The sequence below is a fragment of the Flavobacterium sp. PL12 genome (genome assembly GCF_039123485.1).
GTDB classification, from domain to species: Bacteria; Bacteroidota; Bacteroidia; order Flavobacteriales; family Flavobacteriaceae; genus Flavobacterium; species Flavobacterium weaverense.
Genome location: NZ_JBANDI010000034.1, coordinates 1 through 26,545, shown reverse-complemented (window position 1 = coordinate 26,545; position 26,545 = coordinate 1). Strand labels below are relative to the sequence as shown.

At 31.9% G+C, this 26,545-nt stretch carries 24 protein-coding genes, 1 tRNA gene and 3 pseudogenes; 11 read left to right on the top strand and 17 right to left on the bottom strand.

Annotated features, from left to right (window positions below; genetic code table 11):
* Positions 1-63: 63 nt before the first annotated feature.
* The 4 genes from RCH19_RS13675 to RCH19_RS13660 all read right to left on the bottom strand — a co-directional run bounded on the left by RCH19_RS13675 (position 64) and on the right by RCH19_RS13660 (position 4,216).
* A complete protein-coding gene (locus RCH19_RS13675; protein WP_343023681.1) occupies positions 64-336 on the bottom strand; it encodes a DUF1648 domain-containing protein in 273 nt (90 codons plus the stop codon).
* A gap of 1,175 nt (positions 337-1,511) precedes the next feature.
* Entirely contained in the window at positions 1,512-1,910 is a 399-nt protein-coding gene (locus tag RCH19_RS13670) for a heme-binding protein (RefSeq protein ID WP_343023680.1), read from the bottom strand.
* Between the two features lie 105 nt (positions 1,911-2,015).
* Positions 2,016-3,206: a formaldehyde dehydrogenase, glutathione-independent gene (gene fdhA, locus RCH19_RS13665; protein WP_121925313.1), complete on the bottom strand. Its 1,191-nt coding sequence runs from the start codon at positions 3,204-3,206 to the stop codon at positions 2,016-2,018.
* A gap of 176 nt (positions 3,207-3,382) precedes the next feature.
* Entirely contained in the window at positions 3,383-4,216 is an 834-nt protein-coding gene (locus RCH19_RS13660) for an AraC family transcriptional regulator (RefSeq protein WP_343023679.1), read from the bottom strand.
* Positions 4,217-4,616: 400 nt separating this feature from the next.
* On the opposite strand from RCH19_RS13660, the pseudogene RCH19_RS13655 reads away from it, so the two are divergent.
* A pseudogene (locus tag RCH19_RS13655) lies at positions 4,617-5,064 on the top strand (transposase zinc-binding domain-containing protein); the annotation flags it as partial.
* A gap of 9 nt (positions 5,065-5,073) precedes the next feature.
* Here the strand turns inward: RCH19_RS13655 and RCH19_RS13650 are convergent.
* Positions 5,074-5,334 (bottom strand): GIY-YIG nuclease family protein, encoded by a 261-nt coding sequence (locus tag RCH19_RS13650; RefSeq protein ID WP_343023678.1) that lies wholly within the window; start codon positions 5,332-5,334, stop codon positions 5,074-5,076.
* Between the two features lie 34 nt (positions 5,335-5,368).
* Between RCH19_RS13650 and RCH19_RS13645 the strand changes: the two are divergent.
* Positions 5,369-5,920 (top strand): annotated as a pseudogene (locus tag RCH19_RS13645) (transposase); the annotation flags it as partial.
* Between the two features lie 159 nt (positions 5,921-6,079).
* Here the strand turns inward: RCH19_RS13645 and RCH19_RS13640 are convergent.
* The 4 genes from RCH19_RS13640 to RCH19_RS13625 all read right to left on the bottom strand — a co-directional run bounded on the left by RCH19_RS13640 (position 6,080) and on the right by RCH19_RS13625 (position 9,052).
* The gene (locus RCH19_RS13640; RefSeq protein WP_343023677.1) at positions 6,080-6,325 is read right to left on the bottom strand and encodes a hypothetical protein; all 246 of its coding nucleotides are present in this window, start codon (positions 6,323-6,325) and stop codon (positions 6,080-6,082) included.
* 11 nt (positions 6,326-6,336) lie between these two features.
* Positions 6,337-6,909 carry a DUF3267 domain-containing protein gene (locus RCH19_RS13635; RefSeq protein WP_343023676.1) on the bottom strand — a complete coding sequence of 191 codons (573 nt, stop codon included), beginning with the start codon at positions 6,907-6,909 and terminating at the stop codon, positions 6,337-6,339.
* A 1,651-nt stretch (positions 6,910-8,560) separates the two neighbouring features.
* The gene (locus RCH19_RS13630; RefSeq protein WP_343023675.1) at positions 8,561-8,728 is read right to left on the bottom strand and encodes a hypothetical protein; all 168 of its coding nucleotides are present in this window, start codon (positions 8,726-8,728) and stop codon (positions 8,561-8,563) included.
* Between the two features lie 162 nt (positions 8,729-8,890).
* Positions 8,891-9,052, bottom strand: coding sequence for a bacteriocin (locus RCH19_RS13625; protein ID WP_343023674.1), 162 nt, complete (start codon positions 9,050-9,052; stop codon positions 8,891-8,893).
* Positions 9,053-9,542: 490 nt separating this feature from the next.
* Here RCH19_RS13625 and RCH19_RS13620 point away from each other — a divergent pair, with 490 nt between their 5' ends.
* The 5 genes from RCH19_RS13620 (at position 9,543) to RCH19_RS13600 (ending at position 16,293) form a co-directional block, all read left to right on the top strand.
* Positions 9,543-11,228 carry an AraC family transcriptional regulator gene (locus RCH19_RS13620; RefSeq protein WP_343023673.1) on the top strand — a complete coding sequence of 562 codons (1,686 nt, stop codon included), beginning with the start codon at positions 9,543-9,545 and terminating at the stop codon, positions 11,226-11,228.
* A gap of 141 nt (positions 11,229-11,369) precedes the next feature.
* A complete protein-coding gene (locus RCH19_RS13615) occupies positions 11,370-11,546 on the top strand; it encodes a hypothetical protein (RefSeq protein ID WP_343023672.1) in 177 nt (58 codons plus the stop codon).
* A 13-nt stretch (positions 11,547-11,559) separates the two neighbouring features.
* Complete coding sequence (locus RCH19_RS13610) at positions 11,560-13,236, top strand: S8 family serine peptidase (RefSeq protein ID WP_343023671.1); 1,677 nt, start codon at positions 11,560-11,562, stop codon at positions 13,234-13,236.
* Positions 13,236-15,434: a lantibiotic dehydratase family protein gene (locus RCH19_RS13605; RefSeq protein ID WP_343023670.1), complete on the top strand. Its 2,199-nt coding sequence runs from the start codon at positions 13,236-13,238 to the stop codon at positions 15,432-15,434. The genes RCH19_RS13610 and RCH19_RS13605 overlap by 1 nt, the downstream gene beginning before the upstream one ends.
* A 4-nt stretch (positions 15,435-15,438) precedes the next feature.
* Positions 15,439-16,293 carry a thiopeptide-type bacteriocin biosynthesis protein gene (locus RCH19_RS13600; protein ID WP_343023669.1) on the top strand — a complete coding sequence of 285 codons (855 nt, stop codon included), beginning with the start codon at positions 15,439-15,441 and terminating at the stop codon, positions 16,291-16,293.
* A 927-nt stretch (positions 16,294-17,220) separates the two neighbouring features.
* Here RCH19_RS13600 and RCH19_RS13595 read toward each other — a convergent pair.
* The 6 genes and pseudogenes from RCH19_RS13595 to RCH19_RS13570 form a co-directional block, all read right to left on the bottom strand.
* Positions 17,221-18,546 (bottom strand): site-specific integrase, encoded by a 1,326-nt coding sequence (locus RCH19_RS13595; protein ID WP_343023668.1) that lies wholly within the window; start codon positions 18,544-18,546, stop codon positions 17,221-17,223.
* 292 nt (positions 18,547-18,838) lie between these two features.
* A tRNA-Tyr gene (locus RCH19_RS13590) sits at positions 18,839-18,920 on the bottom strand.
* Between the two features lie 175 nt (positions 18,921-19,095).
* Positions 19,096-19,482, bottom strand: a pseudogene (locus RCH19_RS13585) (TlpA disulfide reductase family protein); the annotation flags it as partial.
* 18 nt (positions 19,483-19,500) lie between these two features.
* Positions 19,501-20,262: a DUF4369 domain-containing protein gene (locus tag RCH19_RS13580; RefSeq protein ID WP_343023667.1), complete on the bottom strand. Its 762-nt coding sequence runs from the start codon at positions 20,260-20,262 to the stop codon at positions 19,501-19,503.
* Between the two features lie 343 nt (positions 20,263-20,605).
* On the bottom strand, positions 20,606-21,046 hold the full coding sequence (locus tag RCH19_RS13575; protein ID WP_121925307.1) for a KTSC domain-containing protein: 441 nt from the start codon (positions 21,044-21,046) through the stop codon (positions 20,606-20,608).
* 174 nt (positions 21,047-21,220) lie between these two features.
* Entirely contained in the window at positions 21,221-21,466 is a 246-nt protein-coding gene (locus RCH19_RS13570; protein ID WP_121925306.1) for a hypothetical protein, read from the bottom strand.
* A 91-nt stretch (positions 21,467-21,557) separates the two neighbouring features.
* Between RCH19_RS13570 and RCH19_RS13565 the strand changes: the two genes are divergently transcribed.
* Positions 21,558-22,103, top strand: coding sequence for a hypothetical protein (locus tag RCH19_RS13565; protein WP_343023666.1), 546 nt, complete (start codon positions 21,558-21,560; stop codon positions 22,101-22,103).
* Between the two features lie 32 nt (positions 22,104-22,135).
* Here RCH19_RS13565 and RCH19_RS13560 read toward each other — a convergent pair whose 3' ends face one another.
* A complete protein-coding gene (locus tag RCH19_RS13560) occupies positions 22,136-22,531 on the bottom strand; it encodes a response regulator (protein ID WP_343023665.1) in 396 nt (131 codons plus the stop codon).
* Entirely contained in the window at positions 22,528-25,371 is a 2,844-nt protein-coding gene (locus RCH19_RS13555; RefSeq protein ID WP_343023664.1) for a PAS domain S-box protein, read from the bottom strand. Before RCH19_RS13555 ends, RCH19_RS13560 begins: the two co-directional genes overlap by 4 nt.
* Before the next feature lie 351 nt (positions 25,372-25,722).
* Between RCH19_RS13555 and RCH19_RS13550 the strand changes: the two genes are divergently transcribed.
* The 3 genes from RCH19_RS13550 to RCH19_RS13540 are packed head-to-tail and all read left to right on the top strand — an operon-like array spanning position 25,723 to position 26,468.
* On the top strand, positions 25,723-25,881 hold the full coding sequence (locus tag RCH19_RS13550) for a hypothetical protein (protein ID WP_170151299.1): 159 nt from the start codon (positions 25,723-25,725) through the stop codon (positions 25,879-25,881).
* 5 nt (positions 25,882-25,886) lie between these two features.
* Positions 25,887-26,129 carry a hypothetical protein gene (locus RCH19_RS13545; protein ID WP_121925302.1) on the top strand — a complete coding sequence of 81 codons (243 nt, stop codon included), beginning with the start codon at positions 25,887-25,889 and terminating at the stop codon, positions 26,127-26,129.
* A 15-nt stretch (positions 26,130-26,144) separates the two neighbouring features.
* Complete coding sequence (locus tag RCH19_RS13540) at positions 26,145-26,468, top strand: YchJ family metal-binding protein (RefSeq protein ID WP_343023663.1); 324 nt, start codon at positions 26,145-26,147, stop codon at positions 26,466-26,468.
* The last annotated feature ends 77 nt before the right edge of the window (positions 26,469-26,545 follow it).

The window sequence follows — 26,545 nt, the reverse complement described above, 5'->3', positions numbered from 1 at the left end:
GGTTGTTTAGCGACTTCAAGATACTGAATTTCAGTATCTTGACCAATATCTAAGTCATTTATTTTACTTTAAATAATTACACCCAACGGGTTTATTTAATAAAGTCATAGCAATAAAAAGGACTGTAGCTACTAATGGTAAAGTTAAAAACATCCACTTATCGCCAAAACCATCAGGAACTCCAGAACCATTATAATGTGTCGGAATAATGGCTGTTAAGCTGTTAAATTTATCAAATGCCAAACCCCAAATAGCAAAAATTAAAAGCCAACCAATTATTTCAACGGTCTTGTCAGCGTGTGTGAGTTCTAATTTTATTCGTGGTCGTATTTGCATTGCAATTTAATTTTTCATTGTCGATTATTAACATCGGCTAAATCGTCTTTACTCTTGGTGTAGATGAGTATTAAAGCTGAAAGATTTTTTTATTAAACGCAAATATTCCAATTACAAAACCATCTTTAAATTCAGCCAAATGTCCAAATATCTTCTGACGGTTGTTGAACTAAACCTTCGGTATTGTTTTGGGTGAAAATGTTAGTCCTTTGTAAAAATACTAAAACTTTTTACATGGGTACAAAAAAAGCATCCGGATGCGTTAAGGCAAAAAAAAATCCTTAATCAGGCAATTCGTAAAGTTCCAAATTTTGAGGAACTCTTGCATCGATTTAAGCGCAACAAAGCCTTAGTTGTTGTGCAATCGATTTTATTTTTATATGTTGTTTATCTTTTTGGCTGTCTTTTCAGAATATTCTTTTTCAGATTGAATTCCTATCATTTCGTTGTCTGCTTTTGAATAAATATTCTATTATCTTTGTTTTATTCCCACCATTGATTTTTAAACTAGTTGGCGCAAATATCCATAATATTCGTCTGGTGAATCTTCTTTATTTAGTACAATTGGATTCCAATTTTCCTAAATTTTTTTCTATTGTTCTATAAATTTTTTGAAAATTTTTTTAGCTTTTATTTTTTAAATAATCACTCGAATTTCCATTCCAATAACATTTCTCGCAACGATTGCTTTTACATTCATGCTCTCAATTTTAATAATTGTATAATAACCCGCGCAAGGGATGGTAATGGCATCCTTTGCTGCCCTCGAAAAATTTCTAAAATGAAAACTAAAATTTCTGGCAGCAAAGATATAATGGACAGCCTGACCTGAGTCAAACGAAAAGTTGAAATTCTATCGAAAACACTTTGGCGAAGGTTGCGCCCGAAGAAAAAGCATTAAAGCTGAAGTTTTAACGAATTTAAAAGGACTGTCCGTCTGAGAAATTGGGGGCTAAATATAAATTACTTCATTAGAATGAACACCTAAAGCTATTGAAATGCCAAGCAAACTAAAATTTAATACACTGTGCTTAATGACCCAAAGTTTGTCAGTATTCCAAAATAACAAAGCAAATGTGGCTTTAACCTGGACATTGAATTTCTTGACTTTACTCCATAAAAAAAGAGGACAATTATTGCTAATTGTCCTCTTTTTACCAAAACTTATGTTTTTACTATAACGTTGACGCTCCAGCTTCTGCAACTGTATGATCATTTTCTACTGAACTTCCGCTTACACCAATAGCTCCAATGATTTCGCCTTGAGCGTTTTTTATTGGAATTCCACCTGGAAACGTAATTAATCCGTTATTTGAATGTTCAATATTGTATAATGAACCACCTGGCTGAGATAAAGAACCAACAATTCCTGTATTCATATCAAAGAAACGAGCTGTTTTTGCTTTTTTGATTGAGATGTCTAGCGAACCCAACCAAGCATCGTCCATACGAACAAATGCTACTAAGTTTGCTCCTCCGTCTACAATGGCGATATTCATTTTTGTGTCTATTGCAACTGCTTTTTGTTTTGCTGCTTCAATCGCTTTTTCTGCTTGTGCTAATGTAATGTTCATATATTTATATTTTAAAATTTATTACTATTTGTACTGTAAAGATACAGTGAGATTGAAAAAGTCCAATTACTCAAAAAGTCCATTTACTTATGAAAATGAGTCAATTTATCTGCGTATCATTCCGTGTGGGTCAATTACGAATTTTTTAGCAACTCCGCTATCAAATTCAGCATAGCCTCGTGGTGCATCTTTTAAGCTTATCACTTCTGCATTTACGGCTTTGGCAATATTAATTTTGTCGTGCAAAATTGCATTCATCAGTTGTCTGTGGTATTTCATCACTGGCGTTTGCCCTGTGTGGAAAGAGTGAGATTTTGCCCAACCTAATCCAAAACGAATTTTAAGACTTCCTTCTTTTGACGCTTTGTCTGTAGCTCCTGGATCTTCGGTCACGTACAAACCTGGAATTCCAATAGATCCTCCAGCGCGAGTGATTGCCATAGCTTGATTTAGAACAACAGCGGGCATTTCTTTACCTGCGTTTGCACCATGTCCACTTGCCTCAAAACCGACACAATCTACAAAACAATCTACTTCAGGTACACCAACAATCATTGCGATTTGTTCCTGCACCGGAATACCGTTGGTCAAATTAATGGTTTCACAACCAAAACTTCTGGCGTGAGCAAGACGTTCTTCATTAAGATCACCTACAATTACCACAGCTGCACCTAATAATTGACAACTTGACGCGCAAGCAAGACCTACAGGTCCAGCACCTGCAATATATACGACAGAACCAGCGGTGACACCTGCCATTACTGCTCCGTGAAATCCTGTTGGGAGAATATCTGTAAGCATCGTAAGATCTAATATCTTATCCATTGCTTGATCTTTGTCAGGAAATTTTAATAGGTTAAAATCAGCGTAAGGTACCATCACATATTCTGCTTGGCCTCCAATCCATCCACCCATATCCACATATCCGTAAGCACCTCCGGCACGATCGCCATTAACATTTAGACAGATTCCCGTCAGACCGCTCTTACAATTTCTACAACGACCACAAGCAACGTTGAAAGGAACCGAAACGATATCTCCTTTTTTGATAAACTCCACATCGCGTCCTAATTCTATAACCTCTCCCGTAATTTCGTGTCCAAGAACCAATCCTTTTTCGGCGGTGGTTCTACCTCTAACCATGTGTTGGTCAGATCCACAAATATTAGTGGCGATTATCTTTAAGATAACACCGTGTTCACACTTTCTGTCACCTAGCGCTAATTTTGGGTATTCTATTTCTAGTAACTCCACTTTTCCAGTTCCCATGTAGGAAATTCCGTGATTTTTACACATACTTTTCAGATTTAAATTATTTACAACCAAATTAGAAAAAATGCCAACCGTTCCACTTATTATAAAAGGTCAATCTTATTGAAAAGAGGTCAAATATTAATTTTTTATGAAAAGGTCGTCCATAATATAAATTAGCATCTTGATTTTAAATGGATTATAAAACTTCTAAAAGGTAATCAAATATCTCTTGGACTTATTCCAAACTTATTTTTGAAGGCTATACTAAAGTTAGAAAGATTGTTATAACCAAAATCAAGATAAATATCCGATGGTCTCAAACTACCTTGCTCTAAAGTTTCTTTCGCTTTTTGAAGTCGTTTATCTTGTAACCACTTTCCCGGAGAAACTTTGTATTCTTCTATAAAATGACGTTTGAAAGTGGACAAACTCATATTACACAAAAATGCAATTTCTCCCAATTTCAGATTAGAATGAATTTTGCTTTCAACAATTTTCCGAAACGGAGAGGTTTCTTTGGCGACAAGTGAATATAAATATGATTGAAATTTCTGTCCGTATTTGTGTAGAAGATACAGCAATAACTCTTCAAATTTAACCGCGAGTAAATTTTCCATAAAAACCTTTGGAGCTTCACTAATTGTCGAAAGCGAATTTATATACGACGAAATGTAGGCATCATTTCCGATAATAAAATACGGAATGTCATCATTTACTTGTCGCTCGTTGACGCCGTGTTTTTCGAGAAATTCACGGAGGACTTTTTCAGAAAAAAAGAATAGTTTGCAGTAATAAATTTCCTCTTTATCCAACAATTCGGTCCAGAGCCAATTTCCTTTTTTCAATAGTAAGGATTGTTCCTTATTTACCGCAACCGCTGTCCCTGCAAAGTGTACTTGCTTCTTACCAACTTGTAAAAAGCTAAACATATTCATCCCTAGATTGACCTTGCTCTTCAAAACATCACTGGTCATTTTAAAATCATAGACAAATAAATCGGGACTTTTCGTGCTGTTCTTTAAATATTTCTCGGGTATATTTTCTATTGGCATTTTAGTTTAATTTCGGCTTGTTTGTAGTTGTAAAAGTAATTCAAACTGGATATTTCTCCCATATAAATGTGTTTTTTTGTACAAGTGTACTGATTTTTTTTGTTGTTTGGGCGGACCCTTCGCCAGAGATTGTACTGCGATCAAGACGTAGAATTCTCCTTGATTTTTAGCAAAATATTTTCGTTTGGCTTAGGTCGGGCTTTCCACTATACCTTTGCTGCAAGAAAGATTATTACTTTCAAGATTACCTCGGTTTTGATTGCTCAATTCTACTTAGAGTTAAGCAGCAAACGATGCCGTTTCAAATGAAATTCATCGGCAGCCGCAAGTAGCTGCTGAACAAAGTCGATTAGCCTGCACTGAGCGCAGTGGGAGTGAAGTCGCTCATGTACTAGAAAAGCTGGGAAGCAAAGTAGAGAATCTAGGATTCAATTACTGGCAATTGAGGACTCTTTCAGCCGTGCCAAGATGCATAACAGTGGCTTTAGGCGGTCATATTGATGCGTGTGATCAATGTGGTAAAATTAGTATTAGTTACAACTCGTGTCGCAATAGACATTGTCCCAAATGTCAGGAAAAAAACCGAAAAGATTGGATACAAACTAGACAAAGCGAACTCTTACCAGTTCCATACTTTACTCATGTTTTTTTATTTGTTTTTTATTGGAATTCTTGATTTGCTTCGCTTAATTCATGTTGTTTTTACTTTGCATGATAGCATCAATAGTTTAGCGATGCAAGAGCCAAGATTAGTGTATGATATTCTTTTTGAGTGCACTTGGGAAACGTTGAAAACCTTTGGCAAAGCCGCAGCAATCCAGAGCGGAATTATTGCTGTTTTACACACGCTTGCCCCGTTAGAAATCTAGTTGATTTTTTAATCTGTTTTTTAAATACCTTCTTCCCATTCCACTTTTTAGATATTTTTCTCTAGCAATAGCGTCTTGTTTATTAAATGAAACTTCATAATACAATATTTCCCACGGCATCTTTTTACTCGTCGTTATTGTCCTACCAGAATTATGCTGTATAATTCTTTCATCTAAATTTGAGGTATAGCCTATATACCACGAATTATCCATTAGAGAAACTAAAACATAAACATAATATTTTTCCATTATGTAAAAGTATAAAAATTTCTAACGGGGTGCGGGACAAAATTTATCCCTTCATCCACACTTACATTGCATTGTTCCAGGCGGTGGCGTGGACAAAAATGGCAAGTGGCAAAACATACGAGGCGATGGTAAATTTTTGTTTCCAGTCAAGGCACTTTCCAAAGTTTTTAGGGCAAAATATTGTGAGAAACTAAAAGAGAGAAGCCCTGATAATTATACCAAAGTCAAGAAGCAATTGTGGGAAAAGCAATCGGTTGTTTTCGCTAAGAAGCCTTTTGTAAGTCCTGAATCAATGGTAGAATATTTAGGAAGATACACCCATAAAATAGCCATTAACAACAACCGAATCCAAAGTATTGACGATCAAAACGTAACTTTTAGCTACAAAGATTACCGTCAAAACGGGTTCAAAAAACAAATGACACTTACTCATGCAGAATTTATCCGAAGGTTTGCGTTGCATATTCTGCCCAAACGTTTTGTAAAAATCCGTCATTATGGTTTTTTTAAGTAGCATACCGATAAGAATCGGGACAGGCATTGGAAATGCACGAAACTAAAGGTTATACAAAAAAAACTACAGGTAATAGTACCAGAAAAATAATTATAGCCAAAACTAGCACCAAATAAATAAAAATACTTTTGGTTTTGTTTTTAGAGATAAGATTTTCGAGGGTGTTTATGGGGTCTGAACTTAGGTTCATTTTTTTGACAATTTGATTTATATCTAATTTAATATTCTAACTTAAAGATTAAGAATCCCAGAATTATAATCATTAATTATTTTTTGTGCTTTTAAATAATCTTCTTCATTGACTTTTAGGTTTTCAGCATTAAAATCACCGATCAATACACCCCAAGGATTAAAAATCGAGGATAATGATGCGTCTTCAAATACTTGAATAGAAAAACTCTCTAATAAAGTTTTTAATATTAATGATTCGTGCTTTCCGCCACTATAAACACCTTTTCTTTTTTTTTGCTCTATCACTATATCAAATTTTAATCTATAATTCTAAACCCTATCTCACTACCATGATCAAGCATCATTTTCTTTAAACCTGTTTTAAGTATTAAATAGGAATATATTAAATCTCCAATTGCACCTATTGACATAGATAACCCAATAAAACAAGCAATTAAATTACCAAATATGAAAGCATATATTGTTGGAAATATGCCCAAAATTACGAAAGGCGCTAAAGAAACAATCAACATTTTTTTTCCCATTAATGGTTCACTACAATGTGCATATAGCACTAAAGTTTCTTTCTTAATACCAATATTCACCGATTTTATTCCATTTTTAGAAAAAATCGCCATGAAAAGACAATGAATCAATTCGTGAATTATAATTGCTGTAAAAATTAAAATTATTGGTGTAATTATAATAATAATATTGTCAAGTAATTTGTTATTGAAAATAGATAAAGACGTTTTAATTATTTTTATACTAAATTTTATAGTGCTACCCCATTTTATACAAAATGGAATTATTATTGCAGCTGTTATTGGTAAAATGGTTACAAAAGCCAAGATATTTACTACTTTAGTTCTTATAATAACTTCTTTCATTTAAGTAATTGGTATTAATAATTGTTTTCACTTAAATTTATTTTTAAATGAAGTACATGAATAATTGATAACAGAAAGAGTTTGTCGAGAATTTTCTTTCTAATAGATTTTTTTTTCCGGCAGCTGTAATTGCCACATTGCTTTGTTTTTTAATCTTGCAAATTAGCTTTATCTAAAACCTTATGCTCTGTTTTTTTTTAAGGGTTACAATGCAGCTTAATTATTCCCTTGTAATTGGCCAATTGATTTTAGAAAGCAATCAAGATTTAAAAGTAACGTCTTACTCAAAACGCTTTCACTTTCTTGATGCCAAAACTAGAGTAAGATGATATACAATGCAAACTATCGTTATCGATATTCGGGAATTTCGATAAGGAATGCAGAAATATCGAATTTAAATTGTGTTCAAATAATTGAAAACCAAGTAAATTAATTTGGTTTATAAAAAATTACTTTTATTAAGTCAGGATTGCCATATTTGAAGTGTTTTTACCTAAAAAGGATAAATTCCTGATACGATCCTGTAAATCTATTGCCAAATCCTGATCAGTAGCTTACTCCATATCAAAATTTTCTTGTGTAAGTAGTACGAGTGTATCTCCATACTGTACTACTTGATTATTTTTAATCTGGACAAAAGTAAGTTTACCATTGACCAAGCCGGTCAGCAGAACATAATCTATGGTAGAGCGAACCATGGCGCGACTCTGACTGCTAATATCAATTTTGATAACGGGCAATAAAAATAAAAAAAACAAGTGTAGCCATAATAAGTACTAAATAAATAGAAACACTCCTGGTTTTGTTTTTGGCGATAAGGCTTTTTAGGGCGTTTATGGGGTCTTGACTGATAGTCATTATGTTTGGCTTTACTGTTTTTGATATTAGCTTTTGCTAGTCTAATTAATATTTTTTAAATCCTCTATTCTCTGTTTAAAATACAACACAATAAAGAACAAAGCCAATACAAATCGATAAGTTCTATAAACCCAAATATTAACTTCCCAAAAGAATAATTCGTGTGTGACACGTTTATCAAATAGGGAATAAATAAAATCTATAGTAAATAATAAGCCCAATACAAGAAATGTTTTTTTTGAAAATTTCATTTTATTTTAATTAAAGATTGTTAAAGGTTTTGATTATTAAAAAGTTAATAAGGTTTTCATTGTACAGATCCTAAATATAATAAAATCAGAGATTTTGTATAATATGTAAAAATCAATCACTTGGTAGAATTTGACGAATTCACGAGATTGCATAAGGCTACGTCTGGTTCAAGACATGCTTTGTATAAACAAGAAAAGATACGATCGTTTCGTGTGACTGCTTATTTCAAACTTTTAATTATTCCCATGAGCAAATAATTTAGTGAATGATTTGCAGTAGCTCCAAGATCAAAGAAAAAATCTCCTCCCGAGGTAACTTAATATTCAAAATCATTTAAATTTTCTATAATATTAACTTTCTATTTTTTTAAATGATTAACCTCGAAGCTTTGCTTCGAGGCATCAATTGGAAAAAACTTGTTTTTAGTTTTATGAAAATCTTAGGCTTTCAAACTTCCTCTATGACCACGAGGTAGAACCTTCGGGCATCTTTTAAAATTAACAGTAGTGTTATGTAATAAAATTTATTAAAACGAGTGGAATTATCCAGCACTATGCATTGACCCAAAATCATTATAACGAAGATAATCTGCCGCTGCATTAAATGCATTATGAGCAGAAACACCAAGGTCATACCAAAAACCACCACCAGTGATTTCCGTAAGTTCAGAACTATTTAGTTCTTGTAATTTATTTTCTATAAAATTCATTTTGTAAGTTTTTAAAAATTAAATAATATTGTAATTGATAAAATAATTAGGCTAAGGTTAACGCAAAATTCAGTGCTGAAATTAAATATTTGAAAATATAAACAAAGTTTCTCTTGTTTAAAACATCAAATATTTATAATACTTAACACAACTTATGTGTTTTTATTTAACTGAATTCCAACCAGCTATAAAATCATTATAGCCATCATAAATTGCAATACAAATCCCCCCTGCTGCTGCAACATCTTTCCAAGAAATTCCACCGTCAACATTACTTATTTCTTGAGCATTTAGTTCAACTAAATTCAAATTTTCTAAATTCATAATTTGTAGTTTTTAAAATTAAACGTTTTTTTTAAAGATGCTCGTTTTGAGAATCTTCATTAATTTTTTTTTACATTTTTTGTCACGGCAGATGTATTCCGCATTGCTTTGTTTTTATTAAGGGACAAATTAGCTTTATCTAAAACCTTTTGCTCTGCTTTTTTTTAAGGGTTACAATCCAGCTGAAGCGATCCCTATTAATTGGCCAATTGATTTAGGAAAGTAATCAAGATTTAACAGTAACGTCTTACTCAAAACGCTTACACTTTCTTGATGCCAAAACTAGAATAGTAATTAGTGTTGTGCAAATGGTTGTTGTTGCAATTCACGGAATCCCGAGTTGTAATTCCGTGAATTCCGACATCTAATATTCTAAAATGTTAAAAATAAGTAGGTTAATAAACAAGTAAAAATCTTGTTATTTACTACTAATTATTCTAGATACTGTATTTTTGCACCAAAACAAACTATAATGATTAATCGACAATTCATGAAAATAGTGCTTTTGGTACTGTTTCCGTATTTTTTATGGTCGCAATCTTCACAAAAAATTATTCAAACCGATTCTTATGAGGATTTAAAACAAGCATTTATTAACAGTCATGGCAATGATAAAAAGCAATTGCTTTATGCTAATGCCTATATAAAAAGAGCACAAATACAAAAAAGCAACATAAACCTTGCAAGGGGTTATTTTTTACTATCAAATTTATTTGAAGGAGCAAAATGCATCCAGTATTTAGACATTTCAATTAAGTACGCTAAAAACACAGACGATATAAAATTCCCTGCATTATCGTATTCCAAAAAAGGATATGAACTAAAAAAGCAGTTTCGATTTAATGAAGCATTAGCTAATTTTTTTATGGCTGATAAGTATGCAAAAAGGAATAATTTAGATTTTTATTACAATATCAAACATTCTATTGGTATGCTTCGTTCTGAAGAATTAGGTCAAGTCGAAGAAGCTCTTGTTCTTTATCGAGAATGTTTTAATTACTACAAAGGGAAAGATGTTAGGTCTCCCAAGTATGCTACTGAATATCACAATGTTTTATTTGCTTTAGCTGATGCTCACAAATCATTAAAAAATTTGGATTCTACAAGTTTTTACAATAACATGGGTTACATAGAGTCAAAAGCTACCAATGACAAATACTATATTTCTTATTTTATTTTAAATGAAGGAGCTAATCAAGTATTAAAGAGAAACTACAATGCAGCTTTAGATAGTATAAATAAGGCATTAGCTAAAATATTGTTGGATAAAAACGATGGTAATATATTAGCGGCCTACTTTTATTTAGGAAAATCTTATGATGGTATTGGTAACGAAAAAAAAGCAGTTCAAAATTATATCAAAGTAGATTCAATGTATATGATAAATAAGAGAATCATACCTGAATTCATTGGTGGTTACTCTTATTTGATTGAGCATTACAAACAAACTGGAGACAAATTACAACAGTTAAAATTCCTAAATAAATTTACAAAAATTGATAGCGTTTTGCAAACTGACTACAAACAATTAAGTAAAGTTTTACTCAAAGATTATGATACACCGCATTTATTTGCAAAAAAAGAATCTTTGATACAATCCTTACAAAAAAAAGAATCTACCTATTTCTTTATAATTTTGATTTTAATTGTTGGCCTTAGTGGGTTGATGGGATATCAATATTTCTTAAAAAAACAATATCGTAAACGATTTGATGCTATTCTTCATAATGATACAACTACAGAAGTGAGTAGCATTACACCTAAAAAAAGCGATAGTGCGTCGGCTGAAAATAGGATGCAGGAGAAACAAGAGCTCCCGGCAGAGGTCGTTCAAATGTTAATAGAAAAGTTAGCCCAGTTTGAACTTAAAAAAGGTTTTTTGGAAAATAATATTACCATTCAAAAAGTCGCTTTGGAGTTGAACACGAACATCAAATACTTGTCAAAAGTAATTAATGAACAAAAAAGAAAAACTTTTATACATTACATCAACGAGCTCAGAATAAATGAAGCTGTAGTTCAGTTACAAGCACAATCCATATTGCGCAATTACAATATGCCATCTTTAGCTAATGAATTTGGGTTCAATTCTGCAGAAGCTTTTTCTGCTGCTTTTTATAAAAAACATAAAATTAAGCCTACTTTTTTCATCAAGACTCTAGAAAAAGAGAAATAATCGTAATGGAAATAATGTGAGGCTATTATGTATTTTTTTAATGTCGGAATTCCGTGAATTCCGACAACATCTTATAATTTTTACAGTAATAAACAGTATAAATTTATACTTTTGCACTTCAATAATCCTAAAAATTATAAAATGAAAGCTGATAAAAAACAAAAAGTGAGCAAATCAAAGTTTAATTTAGAAAAAATGAAAGTAGCCCAATTAGATAATATACATTTAGTAAATGGTGGCGGTACTGCTATTATTCTAAATGGAGGTGATGATAAAACTATTACGCAGACAAATAAAACGATGACTGAAACCTTTTAGTTTTTAAACTTTTATGAAGTCATTGTTTTTATCATTTTTATTATTTGCTATTTTAATAGGTTGCGGTTCAAGCAAAACTAGTACTAATTTAAAATTAAGTGCACACAGCGGAGTTTCTATTTTTACAAATTTAGATTCTTTGAATTGGTTTCATAGAGGGATAGATGAAAATGGTCATACAGGAATTTTTCTTAGCAAATGGAAAATGCAGAAAATCCAAAAATTGCGATCAAAAGAAATTATTGTTGCAATAATTGATTCACCTATAGATATCAATCACGATTTAGTAAAGAATAAACTATGGATAAATAGAGCTGAAATTCCTAATAATGGAGTAGATGATGATGGCAATGGTTATGTAGACGATGTTAACGGTTGGAATTTTATTGGAACTAGAGATAATGGATACCTAGTTTATTCCAATTTTGAATATGTAAGGATTTTAAGGGAGTTTGGAGCTTTGGAAGACCAACGTTTTATGAATCAAGATTTAAGTAATCAAAAAGAATACAATCGAGCACTAAAAAAGTATAGAGAGGAACTAGTTTATTATAAAAACTGGCTGAAATCTTTGAAATATAGTGTAAAAACATATCCAACAGCCAAAGATAGTTTGAAACATTACTTCCCGAGAGAAGATTATACCTACCAACAATTAGATAGTATGTATAAAATACATAAAATCAATGATAAAAACTTCAGACAAAGAAGGGAAGATCTTGATTTTGATTTAGGTGCGATGATAGCTTTCATGAAAGCAAGACTCGATTTTGGTGAAAAGTCATTAGAGGATGTGGTTGCTAGCGAGAAAGAGGTGGACTCTATTTTAAATAGATCCTTGAATTTCAAATTCGATGATCGCATTTTGATAAAAGATAGCTCAGGTAAATTTGAAAAGGGATATGGTAATAATAGACTTTCTACAAATACGGAAGGAAAAACAACTACATATAATCACTCCACTAAAGTTTCCGGAATAATCGCAATGATTGTACCTTCAAATGTAAAGATAATGCCATTGGTAGTAGCAGCTAATGGCGATGAGCACGATCAGGACATTGCTATGGCAATACGATATGCTGTAGATAATGGAGCTAAAATTATTAATATGTCATTTAGCAAAGAGTTTTCTTTAAACAATGATATGGTTTACTCAGCTATGAAATATGCTGCTAATCACGATATTTTACTGGTACATGGTGCAGGAAATGATAGCTTTAATGTAGATGAAATCCCTAACTTTCCAACAGATATCGACTTGCAGGATGGTGCAAAAGAAGTTGTAGGTAATTTTATAAACGTAGGAGCTAGCACTGCTATTAATGATAGCACCTTGGTAGCTTCCTTTTCTAATTACGGTAAAAAAAATGTAGATTTGTTTGCGCCAGGTGATCAAATTTATACATCGACCGGAGGTAACAGCTACGGTTATGACTCAGGAACCTCAGTGGCGGTACCTATGGTCTCAGGAACAGCGGCTTTAATTTGGTCTTATTATCCAAAACTTTCAGCAAAAGAAGTGAAACAAATTCTACTAGAGTCTGGAACGACTTATGATATTGATGTTTTGGTCCCTGGTGGCGAAGGTAAAAAAGCTAAGTTTTCGGAACTGTCCCAATCTGGTAAAGTATTAAATGTTTACAATGCTATGGAATTGGCAGAAAAAACGAGTAAAAAGAAACGGTACTAATGCAATATAAAGTTCGTCTGTTTTCACAGTATGTTTTAAGAACACCCTTATTTCCAGTCTCTTTTTACCTTAATTTATTGGACAATTATTCTTCGGAGAGCCTATTGCAATTATTTAAAAATCCTTTTGTTAGAGAAGCAATCCGTATTGCTTCACCGGAACTGTTAACCGCCTTAGATAATTGGAGGGCAAACCCTCACAGTTTGACTGATAAAAAAAAGAATGCCTTAGTCTTTAGCTTGTTAAAATATATTGCAAGAATGTCTGCTCGATGCACTCCTTTTGGATTATTCGCTGGTTGTACATTAGGAAAATTGAATTATGAAACAAATATTTTATTAGTATCGCCTAAAAACTTCAGAAGACATACTCAATTTGACATGCAATTCTGGGTAGCCATGTTACAAGAATTTGCTTCTCGAGAAAACGTAAAGCCACATCTTAAGTACTATCCCAATAACTCTATATACGCTCTTGGCGATTTTTACCGCTATATTGAATACAAATATGTTAAAACAAAAAGAGAACATAGCATCTCAGCACTCCGAAAATCACCTTTATTAGAATCGTTATTAATTCAAGTAAATTCAGGGTTGAACATCCAGCAAATGGTTGACATTCTCGCAGAAGATGATTCAGAAAAAGAAGAAGCTTTGAAATTTGTCAATCAGCTTATCGATTTTCAATTTTTGGTCAGTGAACTAGACGCAAGCCTAACAGGCAGCGATGAATGGGAAAGGGTTTTCTCTCACTTGAGTAAAATAACAGCTTTAAAACCAGAAAGCGAAATTTTACAAAGGATAAAAAATCTTCTATTTGAATTAGACAAAACCATCATACCTAAAGAAAAAACTAATGATACTATAAAATCAGAAATTAAAAAAATAGGAGTGGATTATGATGACAAATACCTTCTCCAAACAGATTTATATACCGGAACTATTGTCAATACCTTAAGTGATCGTGTGTCTAAAAAAGTATTGCAAGCTATCTCTTTTCTAAATGGAATTCAAAAAGAAAAAAAATCTGTACAGCAGTTAAATTTTATAAAAGCATTCACTCAAAGGTATGAAGCTCGTGAAATGTCATTGGCAACAGTATTAGACACAGAAACCGGTATTGGATACCTTCAGAACTCTGAAATGAATGATACACATGATCTTTTAGAAAAATTTTCTTTTAAAAGGAAGGATTCCGAAGCTGCCACGCAATCTTGGACTGCCTATGATTATGTATTGGAAAAAAAGATAAAAGCATCTGTTTTACAAAAGGAAAAAGTAATATTGCTTTCAGAAAATGATTTTCCTGACTTTGATTCTCGCTGGGAGAATACTCCGGCTACATTCTCTGTAATGATAGGTCTATTAGAAAACGAAGAAATAGTTATCGAGTCCTCTGGAAATGTTAGTGCCGCTAAATTATTGGGGCGTTTTTGCAATGGAAATACTGAGATATACAATTTAACAAATGAAATTGTAGAAAAGGAGAAAGAACAGTATTCGGAGAAAATTATGGCTGAAATTGTTCATATTTCAGAGTCTAGAACGGGAAACATATTAAGAAGACCTGTCCTGAGAGCATATGAAATTACCTACCTCTCTAATCCGGGAGTAGATCAAGATTTTACTATTGGCATAAATGATCTGACAGTTTCCGTTATAAACAATAGAATCGTTCTACGTTCTAAGAAACACAATAAGGAAGTCATTCCTTGTTTATCTAATGCTCATAATTACTCCTATAAATCCTTGCCCATCTATCATTTTTTATGTGATTTACATAACGAAGATGTAAAGCCTGTTTTTAATTTTAGTTGGGGAATTCTAGAGTCACATTATGATTATTTTCCAAGAGTCTACTATAAAGAAGTTTTACTCTCAAGAGCAAAATGGATTGTATCTAAAAATGAGATTGAAACCTTTTTTAAGCTTAATGGTAATGAACTCCTTGAATCCTTTTCTATTTGGCGAAAGCAACGGAAGATAAACCAGTTTGTCAGTTGGGTTGATTCTGACAACACTCTTTTAATTGATTTAGAGAAAGTAGTTTGTATTGCCCTTTTTTTGAAATCAGTTAAAAATTATGATAGAATTATTTTAGAAGAATTTTTGTTTTCAGGAGAATCAGTTGTAAAAAACATTACGGGTGAAAATTTTACAAATGAGTTGATACTATCTTTCTACAAAGAACAAACGTAAAAGAATGAAAAGAGATTTTTGCATAGGAAGTGAATGGTTGTATTTTAAAATATATACAGGGGTTAAAACTGCAGATCTAATTTTAACGGAAAAACTATTTCATATAATTTTAGATTTAAAAGAAGAAAAAACAATCGATAAATGGTTTTTTATTAGATACAATGACCTCAATGAACATATAAGAATCCGTTTTTATTGTAAAACCCCAGAGAACACATCAATTGTAATTGCAAAAATCTATCCTGTTTTAAACAAATTGCTTGAACAAAATATTGTTTGGAAAGTACAGACAGATACCTATCAAAGAGAAATTGAAAGGTATGGTGAAAATACAATGATTGATTCAGAAACATTATTTTGGCACGATAGTGAAATGGTTTTAGGCTATTTAGCTCTAAAATCTTCTTTCGAAAAAAATGAAATGCAGCTAATTTTTAGTCTTACTGCTATTGATAGTTTTTTAAACTCATTTTCGTTGACCAATACTGATAAATTATTTTTGATGGAAGAGCTACAAACGTCTTTCAAGAATGAGTTTCATGCAGGTAAAGTTTTGAAAAATCAAATGGATACGCAGTATAGACAATTATCCCAGGTCATAAAAGGTTTTTTGTCAGGAACTGCCATAAATGATCACCCTGAAATTTTCAAACTAATACAAGAGAAACAAAATCGAACTCATAAAACAATTTTGTCGATTAACGATAACTTACAAGTCCCGCTATCTAACTTTTTAATGAGTCATATTCATATGATGATTAACCGGCAATATACCTCAAAGCAAAGAATGTACGAGCTGTTGATTTATGATCACTTATTTAGGCATTATAAAATGATTGAAAATCGATTAGACTTGTAAAGTTAGTAGCATTTGCACACTGAATTTGTGAATCAAATTTTGTTTTAAGTTCCATATTTTTCATTTTAAACTTACCCATCATAATTTGTTCACTGATTTTATGGTCAAATATCTTTGCATAATGGTGGGTTATCCGGACCTATTTGTGACCAAACATTTTGTTAACATTTTCTATCGGAACTCCATTAGTAAGCGTTATAGACTTCGAAAATGAATGTCTAGTTAATGTTAAATGTAATTTCTTTTTAAATGTCGCAAACGGCTCTAATTTCATTCAAACAGCTATTCATTTTCTGATTACGAAAGACAGGCAGAATTATATCTGCATTAATGCATTTAGGATTGCTAGTTTATCTTTGAATGATTTTCTACGCAATCGGTAATAATATAATCTTTGACTTTGCGTAGTTTTCTGTCTATTTTTAAATATCCGTTTATGAACATCCATACAAATTACTATATGATCCTTTGTAAGTTTCTGCACATCAATATGGACGATAAAAGACTAAACGTTTGGCATTTTGCTCTTTTACTTACTATATTAAGTTTAGGATATAGACAGGGACAAAAACAAAATATTAAAGTTAGCCGCAGCAGGATTATGGCTTTATCCCACATCATCACACTACCTAACTATCACAAGTACTTTAAAGAACTGCAATGTTTCGGGTAAATAGAATATACTCTCTCATACCATCCTAGTGTTAGGAGTGAAATTAAATTGAACAAAAAAGAGGTTATTTCATAATAGTTGAAACAACCTCTTATCTTGCATTTGATCAAGACAGCTAAAGCTTTACAAATTTAAATGTATTGTAAATTTAAATGTTTGACTGGGGGGGCATTATTATTATTATTATTATTATCTATTATTCATAACTTCCTACTTGTAAAGAATTACGGATATTTACCTGTATGTTACTTTTCCTAAAGTGCCTCCAAATTTTGATTAGATACATTATATTTTTTCTTGATATCTTTTATTTCTTTCTCTAATCTACGAAGAATAGCAGCATCTGATTCACACATGATTGGTTTAGTTTTATTTAAACGTTTATTTAAAAGTGCCATTTCCCGCCCAACTGTAATCTGCTCTGTTATAGCATATGCTTCCGTTTGTTTAACTGATGAATGTCCCAGCATTTCTTTAACTACATTAATAGGGACGTTATTTTGTAATGTTACAGTGCTTCCAAACGTCCTGCGAGCCATATGAGTATTTAGAGTAAAGGGAAAACCGCACAGTACAGCAATTTCCTTTAGATATTCGTTCATTTTTTGATTAGAAGAAACGGGTAAGACTGTACCACGTTGTAAACAGATAGGATGTTCTTTATATTTTTCAATTATCTGTAGCGCCTGTGGTAGGAGAGGAACATTCGTTGAGGATCCCGTTTTTTGTCTTTCGGTCATAATCCACGATTGTGTGTCGACCCCCATTTTAATATCTGTTTTTTTTAATTGATATGCGTCGATATAAGCCAGTCCTGTATAACATTGAAAGACGAATACATCTCTTACTACATTTAAGCGTTCAGTAGTAAAATAATGTCGCTCTAATTCATATAACTCTTGAGTGGAAAGAGGCTTTTTAATGATTTTAGTTTTTTTGCTTTTAAAGTTCTTAAATGGATCTTTCAAGATAACTTCTTTATCGATAGCACGAATGACTATTTTTTTGAAATTAGCGATGTATTTAAGCGTTGTATTATTACTGCATTTGCGAACTGATCTTAAGTAAAATTCAAAATCCTTTATAAATTCGAGATTTAAATCTGTAAATTCAAGATCACTCGCATTAAATTTAAGTTCTGTAAATGCTCTTAAATGATTAATCGTAATAGTGAAACGATCGAGAGTTCCTTTCGCATATCCTCTTCCTAGTAATGCTGTCATTTCTGCATTGTGCTTTTCAAACTCTTCTAGCACTTTAGTTCTGGGAGTAATCTTACCTAGCAAATGATCCATAACCTTCTGGGAAGTTATTAGTTTTCCGCTGTACATAATTTCTGTCTTGTACTCATTGACTTTTAGAGTCAGAGAATCTAAAAAAAAATTAAGTGATTTTGCATCTTCTTTACTACCAATCGCCCTTTCTGCTTTTTGATCCCAACGTGCGCTGTCCCATTTACGTTTTGTAGAAGTTTCTTTTGGTATTCCATCTACAGTAATTCTAAGATAGACGCTCCTAACTTTACTTTCATTGCGGGGGATTTTCAAAAAGAAAACCAACCCAAAACTGCTTTCTAACATAATTCAACGTTTTAGATTAATAAATGTAGAATTATAACTTCAAAAAATCAAGTCGTTAAGCACGTTAACCCCTATTTTTACAGGTGTTTAGATGGTATTCTGTGGCACATTATAAAATATACAAATGTGCCACGATTCTGCCATAGAAACTTTGAACGTTATTATAAATATTGACGAAGTGCAGAAAATCAAAAAAGCCTGCGAATCCTTGGATTTGCAGGCTTAACACGTTTTTTTGTGGCTTTTTGAAAAGATTGATAAACCTTGGTTTTACTATCTTTAGCCCTTTTCGTGGGGAGAGTAGGATTCGAACCTACGAAGACGTAGTCAGCAGATTTACAGTCTGCCCTCGTTGGCCGCTTGAGTATCTCCCCTAGGCCTTTGAGTACAACAGTTACCTGTTGTGAGCGGTGCAAATATAGAAACTGTTTTTGTTTCTGCAAACAAAATTTGTACTTAATTTCAGTATTATTTTTAACACATTGGTATTGAATAAAATAAAAAAAATCTCCACTAGGGAGATTTTTTTATTTGCGTCAAACTAAGTGTTTATTTTGCTAAAAGCTCAACTATTTTAGCTCTTAGTGCATCACCTCTTAAATCTTTTGCTACCACATTTCCTGCAGCATCAAGTATAAAAGTAGCAGGAATAGCTTCAACGTGATATAGCTTTGCTATTGGTTCATCCCAAAATTTTAAATTAGAAACATGAGTCCATGTTAATTTATCTTTTGCGATTGCTTCTTTCCATTTAGTAGCATCTTTGTCTAAAGATACTCCAATAATGTTAAGTCCTTTAGCGTGTAAATCGTTATAAATTGCAACAACGTTTGGATTTTCTTGACGACATGGACCACACCACGATGCCCAGAAATCAACTATTGTTACTTTTCCTAAACTTTCTTTAAGGGAAACCATTTTCCCTTCAGGGTTAGGTGCGGAAAAATCTGCTCTTCATTTACCGTCAGTTGTTGGCGCTGTTGCTCCAACACCTGCAGGTGCTTTAAGTTCAGTTAATTTAGCTTTAATTGCTTTACCTGGTTTTGTGTTTTTCAATGACTCATCTAAACCATTGTATAGTTTTTCAGATTTAGATACATCAGCCGATGGATCATTCAACATACCTTGGATAATCAAAGCAGAAATAAAAGATTTAGGATGTGTTTCAGCATAGTTTAGATATTTAGCTTTTGAAGCAACACCTACTTCTTCTTGGATTTTATTGAAATCTTGCATTAAGCGATTGATAACAATTGTATCTTTAGTTTCTTGAGCTTTGTTCATAGTCTCCATATTCTTATTTTGGAAATCCATAAGTTTCTTTTGAACCTTAGTGATTTCTTCATTGAATGAAGCATACTCTTCGTTGTTATACGTTCCAGTAACTTTAGATTTTTGGATACTATCTTTATCGATAGCAATTTTTACTTCACCATTTTCTAATATAAAAGGAATTTTAGCTTGTGCTCCTTCAAGTTGAAGTGTGTAAAATGCAGGCTCAGTAATTTTACCTTTCATTTCGAATTTACCATTCTCTACCTTTACAGTATCTTTTGCAAGCAATCCCATTCCGCTTTCATCTTGAGTTTCTAGGATGATTGTTTTACCATTTTCAATCCCTGTTGCAGTTCCTGAAATAATGTACTCGTCTTTCCCCACCTTGTTACAAGCGATTAAAACTACAGCGGCCGAAAGTAATAAAATTATTTTTTTCATTATTAATTAGTTAATTGAGTTAAGTGTGCAAAAGTATTTAAAATAATCATATTTCAAATCTTTTTAGAACCTAAAATTTTGTTATAATTTCACCTCACTTAAGCGTTGTTTACTAGCGATTTAGAGAAGCAATTTATGTTTTGAATCGTTATAAATAACAGTATTTATAATTGCCTCAATAATAGGAAGTTGGATTTATAACCAATTCAAAGCACTTCATGAAGCAGAGAAGGAGTGGAGCGCTGAAAGAATGCACTATGCAATTTAAATTACAGATTTGTCCTAAACTAAAAAAAGCAACCTAAATAGGATGCTTTTATATTTTGATACTTTAAAAAAGAAATTAATCCTGATTAAGAGTTTTTCTCCAAGTAAATGAATTCAAGATATGTCTTTTTGCAAATCTTCCAGGAGACTCAGCGTTAACCATTTTTACATACGTTGCTTTAGGAACACTAATGTATTCATAAACGCTACCGTTTGAAAAGTTAATGATTAATCTTCCTTCAACAAACTTGTAATCAGTGATAGTTGAAGTAGAAATTGTTTCAGTGTATTCTGGTAGGTTTATTTTAGTAGTTTCAGGATTGATACTTACCAAGAAATGATATGCTTCAATAATTTTTTTACTATTTTCTTCTGCTTCTTTTAATCCAGCGTCATCACCTTGAAATTTATCAGGATGTGCTTCTTTCATCGCATTACGATAGATCGTTTTTAAATCTTTAAGTTCTGCAGTTTTATCTACATTAAGCAATTTGCGGTATTCAACTATTTTTTTCATAAATAAGGTAACTACTTGTCTTTTAATATGAAATCAATATAATTTGATTTCAAAATCGACAAATTTTTTGCAAAGGTACACTTTTTTTTATTTTAACGGTTTGAGACCAATAAATTTTCAAAAAAAAATGAATTTTAGGTTATTTTATATTTTTATAAAGGTAAAATGGGACCGTTATTGTTCCGGTTTATTGTTTGCCTTATCGAAATTTTTAGATTTTTTCGGGTATTTGTTATAGCTGATATCACTTGGGTTTTCGATAATAGATTTTATAGTAATCCATTCTCCAACAGGATATTTAGATGCCATTTTGTAATCCAAAAGATATATACCACAAAAAAAGTTGTTGTTTTCATCTTTTTCCATTATTCCAGTGTAAACACCTTTTTGTAACATTCTTTCTTCAGAAGCTTTAGTCATAATCAATTTATTTAAAATAATTCTTGGCTGCAAAGTTAATCAAATATAGTTTGAATTGTTACGATTTGCGCTTTCTGATTATCTTTGTGCCATGGAGAAAAATTTTAGACCTCATCCTAATTCCTTCAAAAATACGTTTTGTGTATTTGATGAGATAGACATCGAAGCTATTAGTAACTTAAAAATACAGTACGATAGCAAATCGGGAAGTAAATATTATTACACAAAGGCTGGAATGTACCGATTGTCTAATCATTGGGGGCGATTAGCGAATAGTAAATGGAGATTAGAGCCATTGGAACCTGAAACAGATTCTAAATTTAAATTGGGTTACGCTTCTTGGCAAAGTTTTTATCCAGACAACGCAGTTGAGGAATTATACTATCTTGAGGTTAACTATAACAAAAATACAGTTAATTACCAGCATAAAAATAATCCAACGTACGATAAGAAAGCAATATTAAGAACTAGTTTTGAAACAACTAAGCGGATTAAGCAAGTTCGAAATTTACTAAATTTGACTTCTTGGGCTAAGTATTTCGATTATGATGATATTGATGTTTTACGAAAAAAAATCATTACTGATTTAGTTTTTACTAGTAAAACATTAGAGGAAATTAAAAAGCAATTTATCTAAAAAATTTATATTTTAAAAATCTATAATTGTTTTTAATCGTTGGAAGCTATTAGCAATAAGTCATTTACACTTACTGGTTTTGATAAATATCCTAATATATTAGTGTAGGTTTTTGATGTGTTTTTATCTTCGACTGCAATGGAGGAGCTCACAATATAAACAATGATTTGTCTTTTAAATTTAGGTTGTATTTCTCCCAGAGCCTCCATGAATTCCCATCCATCCATAACAGGCATGTTTATATCAAGCAAGATAATGTCGGGAAGATCACCATCTTTATCTATAACCTCACTTAAGCTGTCAATCGCTTCTTTTCCATTTTTATAAGAGGAGATTTTTGAAAACATCTCTGATCGTTGGATAATCTTATTGATAATGATTTGGTAAATCGGATCATCATCAACTACCCAGATTGTTTTTTTTCTCATAGAATATAGATTTTGAATGTGGTACCAATATTGATTTCACTTTCCACAGTGATATTTCCTCCCATTGCATCAATTTGATTCTTTGTGATAAAAAGACCGATTCCTTTTGAATCAGAATTATCAGTGAATGTTTTGTACATCCCAAAAACCTTATCACCATTTCGATCTAAATCAATCCCAATTCCATTATCAGAAATTTTTAGTATTTTGACATTATTTTCTGATGTAAAAGTAATTTTGATCAGCGGTTTACGATTAGGATGCTTGTATCGAATAGAGTTTAAAATTATATTATAAAGTATGCTTTCAAGGTATGCCGGATTGTAATTAATTACAGTGTCTTTTGGTATTTCTGTTATGATCGTTACTTCATTAGAATTTATTTGTTTCGAAAGTATGTTTGTAACTCTTGTGATATTATCTTCTAAATTTAAGGATTCAGATACTAAACTAATATTTGTTCTAATATTTATGACTTCGTTTAAATGAAGCATCGTTTCATTCAGGGAACGAGAAACTGTTTTAAGTAATTCCATCATATCATTCCTTTCTTCCTCGGATTCGGATGATTCGATCAACGAAACTATAGAGGCAATATTACTCGTGTGCGATCTCAAGTTATGAGAAATAATATAAGAGAAGTTCAGTAATCTTTTGTTTTGTTCTGATACTAAATCAAACGAAGCATTTAAATCTTTTTCTGCTTCTTTTGTTTTGGTCACGTCTATCATTATACCACGTAAGGTAACAGGTTTGCCATTTTCGACAACAACGTTTACAATATCTCTTAACCACACAATTGTACCGTCTTTTTTAATCATACGGTATTCAAAATCATGATTTAAGTGAGCATCTGTTTGATTTTCACAATACTTTACAACCCAGTCTTTATCATCAGGATGAATGTGCTCTGGCCAAAATTCGCTGTTACTTATCCATTCTTCAGCTGTGTAACCTAATATGCTTTCTATTTTTTTACTTACAAAGTTGTAGCGATCCGTTTCAGTATCAAATTCCCAAACAATTCCATCAATGGTATTAATCAAAGATTCAACTCTTTGTTGCGATTTTTTTATAATATTTTCACTTTGTTTCTGTACTGTAATATCTTCTGTTGAGACAATAGTTCGTGCTAGCGATTCCTCAAATCCACTAATTACACTCCATCTAAACTTGACGTCGCGCGGTTCACCATGAGCAGTTTTTATTATTGTTTCTGCTATGATTTCATTTTCGCCTTGTGTAATTGCTAGAATATGATTTGCAAAATTACAAGAGTAGCGTTCTCCTATTAATTTTTGAAAACCTACTGTTAATTCCTCTTTATTCTCAGCGTTATGAAGTTTCATACACATGGTATTCACATCGATAACGCGTATTAACGTCATCGCTTTAATTACCACTTCAGGATGTGTACCTAAATATTTCTTAACTTCCTCTGCACTTTTATGCATCAAATCAAGTTCTACTAGATAATTTCTAACCAGCGAAAAATCCTTCTCCCACAACGCAATAGGATAATCCTCAAATAAACTTTTAAAACGTATTTCGCTTTTTTTGATTAATTGTTCTGCTTCTTTTTTTATCGAAATATCCTCAATAATAGCGATATGAGATATTACTTTGCCGTCCGTTTTTATAAGTGGTGAAACCGTTAAATTAATCCAAATCACTGTTCCATCTTTACTGATGTATCTTTTCTCTCTTGAATAATCAGTTATTTGCCCGTCTCTAAGTTTATCTATACTTGTTAAATCGTCATTTAGATCATCGGGATGCGTTAAAGTTTGATAGTTTAACTCTTGAATTTCCTGCTGCGTATATCCTAAAAGTTTGCAGTACTGGTTGTTAACTTGGATAAATCGACCAGTAAAGGAATCTACGTGTGCAATTCCCACAGCAGCTTGATCAAAAATTGTTTCAAATTTTATCTCAGAATTCATCAGCTTTTTAGCTTGAGCAACAACTAGCGATTGCAGTTCGTTAGGCATTCTTAATAGTGTAAATATTAAAATACCAAATAACGCTGCTAGAATAATTCCAATAATTCCGGGCACTAAAATTTGGTACGGAATATTGTTTTCCTTTTTCGAAATAATATATAATTTCCAATCGCCATCTGGAATTTTCACAGATATATTGGCGTGATTGGTAAAATCGGCTTTGTTTGATAAGTGAAAAGTTTCTTTAAGAGATTCAAGATTCAACTTTGAAAATTGAAAATAATATTTAGAACTATCAATATTGCTAATACCTGCTGAGTTCAGCAACTTCTCTAAATCAATTACAACCGCTGAAAAACCCCAAAATTTATTCTTGATAAAAATAGGTAAACGGCCTACTATTGCTTCTCCGCCTTGTCTTAGTTTTAGAGGACCAGCAAAATACATTTTATGAGTCGCAATTGATTTTAAAGCTTCTTTTTTGAGATTATTGTCTTGAAGAATATCTAAATTAAGAGCTTCTTGGTTTTTTTCTAATGGATAAATATATTTTATAACACCGTTTGGAACTAATTCTACAATAGTTATGTTTTCATTAGCGTCGAGAAGTGCTTTTGAAATAGTATCAAAATCAGTTGGATAACCTGAATCATCAATTGTTAAGGCTAAAGATAGCGTCGTAGTGTAACAGTTTTTAAGAGATTGTTCAATATTTTGACGCACTACATGAAGAATTGAAGTCATCTCTCGCGTGTTGTCCTCGGCAGCCAATTTATATTGTTGAAAAACAATAAAGCCTACAATATAGCTGAGAAATAGGAACGTAATAATCCCTGTCAGTTTAGGTCGTTCATAGAACCATTTGACATGCTTATTATTTTTTTTCTGAGACTTCATTTATTAGTAAGTAGGTTTAGGGCGCTTCAATATTAGATAAAAAAAATCAAAAGAAAAGCCATTTTTATGTTTTTATGTCTTCGCTACTTCATGTTTATTACATACAATAGAATCTAGAAGCGTTTTTATTACTAAAAATGTATTTTATTCCTTAAAATAAATATAACAAAAATTACTTGATTACCTATTCAAAATTAGATTTAAATTTCTGAATGCTACTATTTTAAACCAATTACAATATTGAAATACTGAAAAAATCATTTCAAAATCATTTTAAATTTAATAAATAAGCCGAACTTTGCAGTCGTTTCCAAAACAAATAAATGTATTGGAAATTTTACAGCATATAATATGGGTCGCAATAACGATAGAAATATAAAAAAGCACAACGATAAATTGCACAAAGCACAAGATAAAGTGAAGCAAGCGGAAATCATTCGTAAAGAAAAATTGAAGCAGATCGTCAAAAAATTCAATGAGAATAATACTCCCGATACTAATACTATATAAGCAGCATGGATAAAAGTAAATTTGAAGAAGTAAAAACTGGTGTTCAATTAATAATCGATTTAATTGCGGAAAAAAATGCGAAAGAAGCTGGAAATAAACTAGTTGAAGTAAGCGAAGAATTAGATGAATTACTAGATTTTGCTGAAGAAGATGAAGATTTAATGGAAGTAAGTCGTTACCAAGTATTATTGAATCAACTGCATCAAAAAATTGTTGGACTTAATGGTCAATCAACCTCTTCTAATTAATTTTTTGGTCGAATAATGATTTTAATCGAATGTTACTGTGGTTCAACCAAACATTTTCAGGTCTGTTGCGAACCAATAATTAAAGGTATTCAAAAAGCCACAACTGCCGATTCTTTAATGCGTTCGCGCTATTCAGCTTATGTACTACATCAAGCTGGTTATCTTGTAGCAACTACTCATATTTCTACAAGAAAACACCATTCTAAAAAAGATATTTTGGAATGGGCAGCAAGCAATCGCTGGCAAAACCTAGAAGTACTTAATACTACAAAAGATACGGTTGAATTTAAAGCGTATTATTTAGACAGTAATGGCGTGAACTATTTTAGCCCCCGATAAGTTCGGAGTGTTATTTTAAATTTCAAACTTATATATTTGAAACATGAAATACAAGAAATGGACTTTAGATCAGAAGC

Excerpts from the sequence above, each read along its gene's own strand:
- RCH19_RS13620 (WP_343023673.1), top strand. The coding sequence starts at position 9,543 with ATGAAAATAGTGCTTTTGGTACTGTTTCCGTATTTTTTATGGTCGCAA.
- RCH19_RS13630 (WP_343023675.1), bottom strand. The coding sequence starts at position 8,728 with ATGAATTTTATAGAAAATAAATTACAAGAACTAAATAGTTCTGAACTT.
- RCH19_RS13565 (WP_343023666.1), top strand. The coding sequence starts at position 21,558 with ATGGAGAAAAATTTTAGACCTCATCCTAATTCCTTCAAAAATACGTTT.
- RCH19_RS13650 (WP_343023678.1), bottom strand. The coding sequence starts at position 5,334 with ATGGAAAAATATTATGTTTATGTTTTAGTTTCTCTAATGGATAATTCG.
- RCH19_RS13660 (WP_343023679.1), bottom strand. The coding sequence starts at position 4,216 with ATGCCAATAGAAAATATACCCGAGAAATATTTAAAGAACAGCACGAAA.
- RCH19_RS13635 (WP_343023676.1), bottom strand. The coding sequence starts at position 6,909 with ATGAAAGAAGTTATTATAAGAACTAAAGTAGTAAATATCTTGGCTTTT.
- RCH19_RS13575 (WP_121925307.1), bottom strand. The coding sequence starts at position 21,046 with ATGAAAAAAATAGTTGAATACCGCAAATTGCTTAATGTAGATAAAACT.
- RCH19_RS13615 (WP_343023672.1), top strand. The coding sequence starts at position 11,370 with ATGAAAGCTGATAAAAAACAAAAAGTGAGCAAATCAAAGTTTAATTTA.
- RCH19_RS13545 (WP_121925302.1), top strand. The coding sequence starts at position 25,887 with ATGGATAAAAGTAAATTTGAAGAAGTAAAAACTGGTGTTCAATTAATA.
- RCH19_RS13560 (WP_343023665.1), bottom strand. The coding sequence starts at position 22,531 with ATGAGAAAAAAAACAATCTGGGTAGTTGATGATGATCCGATTTACCAA.
- RCH19_RS13550 (WP_170151299.1), top strand. The coding sequence starts at position 25,723 with ATGGGTCGCAATAACGATAGAAATATAAAAAAGCACAACGATAAATTG.
- RCH19_RS13605 (WP_343023670.1), top strand. The coding sequence starts at position 13,236 with ATGCAATATAAAGTTCGTCTGTTTTCACAGTATGTTTTAAGAACACCC.
- RCH19_RS13540 (WP_343023663.1), top strand. The coding sequence starts at position 26,145 with ATGATTTTAATCGAATGTTACTGTGGTTCAACCAAACATTTTCAGGTC.
- RCH19_RS13595 (WP_343023668.1), bottom strand. The coding sequence starts at position 18,546 with ATGTTAGAAAGCAGTTTTGGGTTGGTTTTCTTTTTGAAAATCCCCCGC.
- RCH19_RS13570 (WP_121925306.1), bottom strand. The coding sequence starts at position 21,466 with ATGACTAAAGCTTCTGAAGAAAGAATGTTACAAAAAGGTGTTTACACT.
- RCH19_RS13675 (WP_343023681.1), bottom strand. The coding sequence starts at position 336 with ATGCAAATACGACCACGAATAAAATTAGAACTCACACACGCTGACAAG.
- RCH19_RS13670 (WP_343023680.1), bottom strand. The coding sequence starts at position 1,910 with ATGAACATTACATTAGCACAAGCAGAAAAAGCGATTGAAGCAGCAAAA.
- RCH19_RS13610 (WP_343023671.1), top strand. The coding sequence starts at position 11,560 with ATGAAGTCATTGTTTTTATCATTTTTATTATTTGCTATTTTAATAGGT.
- RCH19_RS13625 (WP_343023674.1), bottom strand. The coding sequence starts at position 9,052 with ATGAATTTAGAAAATTTGAATTTAGTTGAACTAAATGCTCAAGAAATA.
- RCH19_RS13580 (WP_343023667.1), bottom strand. The coding sequence starts at position 20,262 with ATGAAAAAAATAATTTTATTACTTTCGGCCGCTGTAGTTTTAATCGCT.
- RCH19_RS13555 (WP_343023664.1), bottom strand. The coding sequence starts at position 25,371 with ATGAAGTCTCAGAAAAAAAATAATAAGCATGTCAAATGGTTCTATGAA.
- fdhA (WP_121925313.1), bottom strand. The coding sequence starts at position 3,206 with ATGTGTAAAAATCACGGAATTTCCTACATGGGAACTGGAAAAGTGGAG.
- RCH19_RS13600 (WP_343023669.1), top strand. The coding sequence starts at position 15,439 with ATGAAAAGAGATTTTTGCATAGGAAGTGAATGGTTGTATTTTAAAATA.